Below are 6,381 nucleotides of genomic sequence, written 5' to 3' on the forward strand. Positions count from 1 at the left end.
ATGATTGCCATTATTGATTACGGCATGGGAAATTTGCGCAGTGTACAAAGGGGCTTCGGCCAGGCTGGTTACCAGGCGGAAATTATACAAAGACCCGAACAATTGGCCGCTGCAGCGGCGGTGGTTTTACCGGGTGTGGGCGCTTTTGCCGATGCCATGGATAATTTAAAAAACAGCGGGCTGGTGGAGGCCATTCACGGTGCGATAGAAGCGGGTAAGCCCTTTTTAGGCATTTGTTTAGGTCAGCAACTACTTTTTGAATCCAGCGAAGAATTTGGCAGCACCCAGGGACTGGGTATTTTCCCTGGTCGGGTAAAACGTTTTCCCGCCGGTTCTTTGAAGGTGCCTCATATGGGTTGGAATCAAGTGGAGATAAAAGGAGAAAGCCCCCTACTGGCAGGAATACCCGATGGGACAGCCTTTTATTTTGTGCATTCCTATTATGTGCAGCCCACCGAGGAGCAACTTACCCTGGGACTAACAGAATACGGGGTAAAATTTCCGGCCATTGTTGGACGGGATAATGTTTTTGGTATTCAGTTTCACCCGGAAAAGAGCAGTACTCTGGGGATGCGTATTTTAGAGAACTTTGGAAAGCTGGTGGGTGTATGATCCTATTTCCGGCCATTGATTTGAAGGAAGGACAGTGTGTGCGTCTGGTAGAGGGACGCATGGACAGTGCAACGGTATATTCCGACGACCCCGGCAGTATGGCCAGGTTGTGGCAGGAGCAAGGGGCCCAATTTATCCATGTGGTGGACCTAGACGGGGCCTTTGCCGGACAACCCCGCAATAGACAAGCCATTGCTCAGATTGTCAAGTGTGTCCAGGTGCCGGTGCAAGTGGGGGGCGGTATCCGGGATCTGGCTACCATTGAAGATTTATTGTCCCTGGGCGTTAACCGAGTAATCCTGGGCAGTGCAGCCATTATCAATCCGGGTCTGGTGGCAGAGGCCGGACAGAAATATGGTGAGAGGATCGTGGTGGGTATCGACGCCAAGGATGGTCGGGTAGCCATCCAGGGCTGGGGGGAAACAGTAGAGAAAACGGCTCTGGAACTGGCACTGGAAATGAAAGGGATGGGTATCCAGAGAATTGTCTTTACCGATATTCGGCGTGACGGTAAACTTGCCGGCCCCAATCTGGCAGCCACCGGGGAACTGGCCAGGGACAGCGGCCTTAAAGTAATCGCCTCCGGGGGTGTTGCTTCCCTGGAAGATATTCGACAGCTTAAAAAGCTGGAGCCACAGGGTGTGGAGGGGGCCATTCTAGGAAAGGCACTTTATACCAGTGCAGTAAAACTGCCAGAGGCCTTGGTCATAGCCATGGGGGAGGAATAAAGTATGCTTATGAAAAGAATTATTCCCTGTCTGGATGTTGACAATGGCAGGGTCGTGAAGGGTACCAATTTTGTTAACCTGAGGGATGCCGGCGATCCAGTGGAACTGGCGGCCCTATATGATCGGGCAGGAGCCGATGAACTGGTATTCCTGGATATAACCGCTTCCTCCGAGGGCCGCGCCACCATGGTGGAGATGGTTCGCCGTACCGCCGAGGAAGTTTTTATCCCCTTTACCGTGGGTGGCGGTATTCGGACCGTGGAGGATATGAGGCTGATGCTAAAGGCCGGGGCAGATAAGATTGGTATTAATACCGCAGCCATAAAAAACCCTCAATTGATTGCCGAGGGGGCCAATAAATTCGGCAGTCAATGCATCGTTGTGGCCATCGATGCCCGCCAGGTGGCACCGGAAAAATGGCAAGTGTTTACTCACGGCGGTCGTACCTCCACGGGTTTGGATGCGGTGGAATGGGCGGTTCGGGCGGAGGAACTGGGTGCCGGGGAAATTTTGCTTACCAGTATGGACCGGGATGGCACCAAGGAGGGCTTTGACTTGGCCCTTACCCGCACCATCGCCCAACATGTGAAAATTCCTGTCATTGCCTCCGGCGGAGTAGGCAACCTGGAACACATAGCCCAGGGCCTCACCGAGGGACTGGCCGATGCAGCCCTGGCAGCCTCAATTTTTCATTTTGGCGAGTATACTATCGAGCAGGCTAAAAGGTATTTGCAAGAGCGAGGGATTCCGGTGAGAATTTAGCCGTCAGCTTTTTAGCCATGGCCATTTTCGAATAGCCTAACAGCTAAAAGCTGAAGGCTATATTACAAAGTAGGTGATAAAATGCAGTTCAACCTAGAAAACCTCAAATATAACGAAGCTGGACTAATCCCTGCCATTGTGCAGGACGTTGCTACGAAGGAAGTCCTCATGCTGGCCTGGATGAATCGGGAGGCGGTGCAAAGAACTCTGGCCAGCGGAGTGACTTGGTTTTACAGCCGCAGCCGCCAGAAGATGTGGCAAAAGGGTGAAACCTCTGGCCATGTTCAACGGGTGAAGGGCCTATATTATGACTGTGATGCTGATACCCTACTGGTATTGGCTGAGCAAGTGGGGGAAGCTGCCTGCCACGAAGGCTATCGCTCCTGTTTTCATAACCAGGTCAACCAGGATGGTACTGTAACGGTGCAGGGAGAAAAGAAATTCGACCCTTCTATGGTTTACGGCAATCCAGAGGATCAAATGGGGCCGCAAATCATTGAGCAGTTGTTTCAGGTGATCCTCAGCCGTAAGGAAGAACGTCCGGAGGGGTCCTATACCACTTACCTTTTTGATAAAGGTGTGGATAAAATCTGCAAAAAGATCGGTGAAGAGTCCGCCGAGGTAATCATCGGAGCCAAAAACAGTCAAGAAGAACTTACCTACGAAGCCGCCGACCTGATCTACCACCTGTTGGTGCTGCTGGCCAATCAAGGGGTCCGTACCGAGGAAATATACAGGGAGTTGGCGAAAAGGAGAAAGTGATTTTAGCTGTTAGCAGTTAGCGATTGGCTATTCGTAATAATGGCCTGGGCTTGGATTGTACGGGCGACCCCTAGTCGCCCTTTCTTCATTGAGTCACAATTTTCATGCTATAATGGTGCCGAAGCTTGGTTTTTTGTTAGTGAATTAACAATGCCATACCCTAAAAGTATAGAGGCGATAACATGGGAATCACTGTTAACCAAAATGTTATAGTATTTATTACCAAGTAAAAAACTGAGCTTAGAATTAAAATAAATAATATATTGAAAGTGAAGCAGGATGCCAAATAGAGTGTACGTTGTTAGTTTTTTAATATCAATACCGATCGTGTAGTGCTTTTTATCTTCTAACAAGCTGGGAATATGAAGTGATATGTATCCAAGCATGACAACGAGTGAGCATAATATCAGAATTATTTGCCCTTCAATGGGAGTAAAAATCGTATTCGAAACCTTTGTCATTATCATTTTCTGCAGTATTAAATAAACCTCGAAAGAAGCGATGAAAAATAGTATTGAGACTAATCTATTTCCTATAATAGCCATGAAATACCCCCTATTATACATTATAGGTTGTGCCTCTCGGCACTACTAGGGTCTTTAACCTTAGGGGGGTGACAATTAAGTCAACAACCCCGTCCCCTTGACACATAAATAAAATATGAATTAAGAATTGAAGTAACGAAGCAAATTAAAACAGCTTGATACACAGGAATCTTAACAAACAAAAAATTAAATATTAAAAAAATAGCAGTAATTTTTAAAAAATTTTTTATGAATAAGTAAATAACTTGCTTCAAGAACATCTCCCTCTCTTATGCTATATATTAGACACAAAAAGATAGTAAACGGTTTCATGTATCGCTATATATTGAGGGTGACGGGGAACGGGGTTGTTGACATGTACTGAAAAAATATGTCAACAACCCCGTTCCCTTGTCACGCTGTCACCCCGCCCTTGACACCCTATAGCAATTGGTAATAAACAGTCTCATTATCCTTTATTCTTTGGGCTATGCCCTTAAAGACTAAATGCTCTAGATGTGACATAGCCTCACCGGAGGCAAACCATTTTTGTGTTCCAGGAAAATCTTCCCAGCTAGTATAGATCAGATCCCAATGCATTTTTGCTGCTGTCTGACTGGCTGTTTTTTTACCTTCTCGGAGTATTTCTAATATTTCCTCTAATCGATACTCATGATGGATAATGAGTTCTTTTATCCGTTTATGATAATCTTTGACCATGCTGCGATGTGCAGGGAAGACCAAATCAATATCTAACTCAGCTACCCTCTTGAGACTATCGATATATTTTCCTAAACTATCCAGCTCATGACCCCAAAAGGTAATATTTGGCGTAACCTCATTAAGAATATGATCACCGGAAAACAGCAACTTATGTTTCCGTTCATATAAAGCAATGTGGCCAGGTGTATGTCCTGGAATATTGATCACTTCCAGTATATAAGCACCGACTTCAAATATATCTCCTTCATCGATTGGACAATAATCAAGTAGTTGGGTACTGCCCTTGCCAAAATCCTTGTTATTAGCTGTCAGGCCTTTCTGGTCTAGATCAAGCAGATTGTTCATTTTCTCAATTACAGTATGTGTTGAAGTACGAAAAGAATTGAGTATATCCCCATCCAATTTGCTAATAAAAACCTGGCAGCCTGATTTTCTTAAATCATCAGCTAGTCCTGAATGATCAACATGCATATGGGTTAGGACTAAATCGGTCTTGGCTAGATCAATATTTAGTGCCTCAACACCCTTCATAAAAGCATCCTTGCATGCATCAAGGTTAAAGCCGGTATCAATAATTAGATTTCTTTTGTCAGATACAAATATGTAACTATTGAGTGCTTTAAGCGGATTTTTAGGTAGAGGAATTTCATTAAGATAAATATTGGGGAATACTTCAGACACCATTATTTTCACCCCTTTGTATTGGACAATAATTTCAATATTATATATATTACTATTCTAATTTCTTTTTAGACAATAATAATTCCTTTATTCATAATATAAGTGATCCAAAGGCCGCAGGTGACAGGGGGAATATAAACTATATCCAGCCGCTCCAGTTCCACCTAGAGCAGTTATGGCTACTACAAAAGCACCAGCCCTGGTAGGTGCAGTAACCGCTGCTACTTCGTAGTTACACTGCAAGTCAACAGATGATTTAAAACCAAGCATTTTTGATATGCAAAATGCTCACTGATAAAAAATCGTTTTAATATAGACGTCCCCCTAAGTGCCCAAAAAATTTTATAACATTTCTATGTATTCCTAATTAATCCCTATAAATAAAATAATGTCGAAATAAAAAGATAATTTTTTAAAACCAAAAACCACCTTTTTCTGTCTATAAATAAAGGAGGTGGTTTTAGTTTACCTTATTCCAATATAAGTTTCACTAAATAGCCTCTCAGAATTAAAAGGGGCTGGAATATTTGACAAGTGGGTTTATACATTTTCCAGTCTCGTTGCTTGTACTAAAGGATGTTTGGTATTTATTGAACAACCAAATACGTTCTGGGCTTGTGAAACAGCTTGTAATATGGCTTGGCAAAATGGAGTATGTTCTGAGCTATAGTTTAAATGTTTATGGTAGATGTGGTTAAGCACATCTACCATAAAGGGGGTACCAAATTGTCTGAAAAGCATGAGGTAAGTTTTAGTGGGGCACCATTAGCTCTTGGTATAACCATGATTATTCAAAATTTCTTTACACCAGAAAATCTTATTGAAAATACTCTTATTGGATTGGTACTTATTTTTTGCGGTTTTTTTTATATTAATAAATGGACGATAGATAAATTACAATATATAAAATATTTATTTAGATTTGTTTTATTTTTCATTTTCCCCATACAATTATTATCCTTTATTTTTAACTATAATAGTTTAGACACAAAAGATTCTATCGCTATTATTTTCTTAAACTTTTTAGTAAATACTCTTATATTTATTTTTCTGTTTTATAAGAAACGCCAGTTAAAGTTGGTGGATAAGAAATGTTAAACCAGGGGATGGTTCCTCTGGTTTACCCCTGGTTATAACTAGCCCAATTACCTATGGTACTTTCAGCATAACTAATAAAGTTGCTAGTTCATCAGCACCTGCTACTGCGAGATTTAACCGGCAGATACTGCCAATCGCACCTGGTACAATCAATAATTATAGCTAAACGTACAAAATGGAAGCACTTGGAACACATATCAAATGCAAATAAAATATAACTCCTTAAAAATAAGGGGTTATATTTTATTTACTAATTGTACCTTTTATGGAGGGAAAAATTATGGAAAAAACCGTATATCAATTGATAGTTCTAACATCGATAATTCATTTAGTGGATACCCTAGCTTACTCGGTTAGACTTAATGTGCGATTGTCAAGAAAAAACTGAGCCAGTCGCCAGAAAAAAGTTGAGCCACTAACGCCAGGAAAAATGTGATCCATTATGGTGGAAACGCTGGAAAAAAGCTGAGCCACTTTAGACTATAAGGTAG

7 protein-coding genes are annotated in these 6,381 nt (G+C 42.5%); 5 read left to right on the top strand and 2 right to left on the bottom strand.

The genetic code is table 11. From position 1 onward, the window contains the following. The 4 genes from hisH to hisIE all read left to right on the top strand — a co-directional run bounded on the left by hisH (position 1) and on the right by hisIE (position 2,864). Complete coding sequence (gene hisH, locus V6C11_RS03220; RefSeq protein WP_333529640.1) at positions 1-612, top strand: imidazole glycerol phosphate synthase subunit HisH; 612 nt, start codon at positions 1-3, stop codon at positions 610-612. Then, positions 609-1,340, top strand: a complete 732-nt coding sequence (hisA, locus tag V6C11_RS03225) for a 1-(5-phosphoribosyl)-5-[(5-phosphoribosylamino)methylideneamino]imidazole-4-carboxamide isomerase (RefSeq protein WP_333529641.1) — start codon at positions 609-611, stop codon at positions 1,338-1,340. The genes hisH and hisA overlap by 4 nt, the downstream gene beginning before the upstream one ends. Positions 1,341-1,343: 3 nt before the next feature. Next, positions 1,344-2,102, top strand: a complete 759-nt coding sequence (gene hisF, locus V6C11_RS03230; RefSeq protein WP_333529642.1) for an imidazole glycerol phosphate synthase subunit HisF — start codon at positions 1,344-1,346, stop codon at positions 2,100-2,102. 81 nt (positions 2,103-2,183) lie between these two features. Beyond that, complete coding sequence (gene hisIE, locus V6C11_RS03235) at positions 2,184-2,864, top strand: bifunctional phosphoribosyl-AMP cyclohydrolase/phosphoribosyl-ATP diphosphatase HisIE (protein ID WP_333529643.1); 681 nt, start codon at positions 2,184-2,186, stop codon at positions 2,862-2,864. Positions 2,865-2,971: 107 nt separating this feature from the next. Here hisIE and V6C11_RS03240 read toward each other — a convergent pair whose 3' ends face one another. Both V6C11_RS03240 and V6C11_RS03245 read right to left on the bottom strand, forming a co-directional pair. Further along, the gene (locus V6C11_RS03240; protein WP_333529644.1) at positions 2,972-3,409 is read right to left on the bottom strand and encodes a hypothetical protein; all 438 of its coding nucleotides are present in this window, start codon (positions 3,407-3,409) and stop codon (positions 2,972-2,974) included. A gap of 420 nt (positions 3,410-3,829) precedes the next feature. Beyond that, positions 3,830-4,795, bottom strand: coding sequence for an MBL fold metallo-hydrolase (locus V6C11_RS03245; RefSeq protein WP_333529645.1), 966 nt, complete (start codon positions 4,793-4,795; stop codon positions 3,830-3,832). A gap of 723 nt (positions 4,796-5,518) precedes the next feature. On the opposite strand from V6C11_RS03245, the gene V6C11_RS03250 reads away from it, so the two are divergent. Beyond that, positions 5,519-5,890, top strand: coding sequence for a hypothetical protein (locus V6C11_RS03250; protein ID WP_333529646.1), 372 nt, complete (start codon positions 5,519-5,521; stop codon positions 5,888-5,890). Positions 5,891-6,381: the final 491 nt, after the last annotated feature.

Source organism: Desulfotomaculum sp. 1211_IL3151, assembly GCF_036763075.1.
In the GTDB taxonomy this organism is placed as follows: Bacteria; Bacillota; Desulfotomaculia; order Desulfotomaculales; family Desulfotomaculaceae; genus Desulfotomaculum.

Bases quoted from the DNA above. Each gene is read 5' to 3' on its own strand.
- hisH (WP_333529640.1), top strand. From the start codon at position 1: ATGATTGCCATTATTGATTACGGCATGGGAAATTTGCGCAGTGTACAA.
- hisA (WP_333529641.1), top strand. From the start codon at position 609: ATGATCCTATTTCCGGCCATTGATTTGAAGGAAGGACAGTGTGTGCGT.
- hisF (WP_333529642.1), top strand. From the start codon at position 1,344: ATGCTTATGAAAAGAATTATTCCCTGTCTGGATGTTGACAATGGCAGG.
- hisIE (WP_333529643.1), top strand. From the start codon at position 2,184: ATGCAGTTCAACCTAGAAAACCTCAAATATAACGAAGCTGGACTAATC.
- V6C11_RS03240 (WP_333529644.1), bottom strand. From the start codon at position 3,409: ATGGCTATTATAGGAAATAGATTAGTCTCAATACTATTTTTCATCGCT.
- V6C11_RS03245 (WP_333529645.1), bottom strand. From the start codon at position 4,795: ATGGTGTCTGAAGTATTCCCCAATATTTATCTTAATGAAATTCCTCTA.